A 1,554-nucleotide genomic window follows, 5' to 3' on the forward strand; every position below is an offset into this window, starting at 1 on the left:
GGTGCCTTCTGTGCAGCGGCCTTCTGGGGACGACGCCGGCGCGGCTCGGGACGGCGCCGGCGCGGCTTGGGCTCCTCCTCCTCAGGCTCGTCCTCCTCCGCCTCGTCCTCAGCGGACTCGTCCTCGGATTCCTCGTCCTCGTACTCGCCGGACTCCTCTTCCGGCTCCTCTTCCGGCTCTTCCTCCTCGTACTCGCCGGACTCGTCCTCAGCGGACTCGTCCTCGGATTCCTCGTCCTCGTACTCGCCGGACTCGTCCTCCGGCCCCTCTTCCGGTTCCTCGTCCTCGTACTCGCCGGACTCGTCCTCCGGAGGTTCCTCGTCTTCGTATTCGTCGGTCTCGTCTTGGTCCTGTGGCTCTTCGTCGTCGGCCGGTTCCTCGTTGGTGTCCTCGGACTCCTCGGGTTCGACGACCTTGCCGTCCCGAATTTCCCCGCGCCACCCCACAACTTCGTCAGGATGGAGAACGGACTGCGTCATGACGTGGCGCCCGAAGTGCTTCAACTCCAAGCGCGCTCGCCGACCTTGCGCACGCCACAGGTTCCCCGTCTTCTCGAACAAACCCTTCGGGTGATACTCGAGAATCAGAACGATGCGGGTGAGATCGGGGGTCACCTCGTGGAACGTCACTGCACCGTCGATGAAACCCTTGGCGCCCTTCGACCGCCACACGATCCGCTCATCCGGAACCTGCTCGAGGATCGACGCCTCCCAGGTGCGATGCGAAAGGAAGATCTGCGCTTTCCACTCGAGCTTCTCGTCCGCTTCCTGCTCCACCCGCTCGACCTTCTTCATGAACGACGGAAAATCGGCGAACTGGGTCCATTGGTTATACGCCAGTTGGACCGGCACCCCGACATCGATCGTTTCGACGATGTTGGTCAACTTGAGCTTCTTGCCCTTACCGCCACCGCCGCCGGTGACCGCGTCCTTCACATCCGACGCCGTGTCCTTCACCTTGTCGGTCAGCCCGGAGAACAGCGACTTGCCGTCGCCCTTCCCGTCACCATTGCCGTCGCCGTCGCCGTCGCCGTTGCCGTTGCTTTTGCCGGTGACAGCGGACAGCAGGCTTCCACCGCCGCCCTCGGCGTAGTCGGTCAGCCGGCCGGTCGCGCCCGCCACCTTGTCGGAGACGGCGGAGACGGCCTTGTCGGTCACGGTGCCGAGCAGGCCCTGCGCCGCCTTCTGCAGGGGTGAGATCGATGCGGTCTCACCGGACGCACCGGAAACGTTCTTACGCAGCTTCTTCGCCGCACTGTCAAGATTCGAGGTCATCGCTGATCACTTCCGGGTGCGTCGTACGGGTACGGAATCGGTCGTCGCCTTCGCGCGCGTCCTGCGGGCCCGGGACAGCTCGTCCTCGTCCTCGTCGTCATCCTTCGTCGACGACCGCGACCGGGACCGGGACCGGGTGGGCCGGGAACCACCGCCACCGGATGAGCGGCGCCGCGGGGTCGGCCGCCTCCGGGCGCGGGGCGTCTGTTCGGAATCGTCGTCACCGGTCTCGTCGGCGCCCGCGTCCTCGTCGTCGCCCGCGTCCTCGTCGTCGTACCTG

Annotated in this window: 1 protein-coding gene and 1 pseudogene; both read right to left on the reverse strand. The window is 66.1% G+C overall.

Annotation, left to right across the window (positions count from 1 at the left end):
• Positions 1-1,274: SRPBCC family protein (locus ACFTZB_RS45530; protein ID WP_378442568.1), on the reverse strand; the 1,274-nt coding region annotated here is incomplete at its 3' end.
• Between the two features lie 6 nt (positions 1,275-1,280).
• Positions 1,281-1,554, reverse strand: a pseudogene (locus ACFTZB_RS45535) (hypothetical protein); the annotation flags it as partial.

This window comes from Rhodococcus sp. NPDC057014 (genome assembly GCF_042673295.1).
Classification (GTDB): domain Bacteria; phylum Actinomycetota; class Actinomycetes; order Mycobacteriales; family Mycobacteriaceae; genus Rhodococcus_F.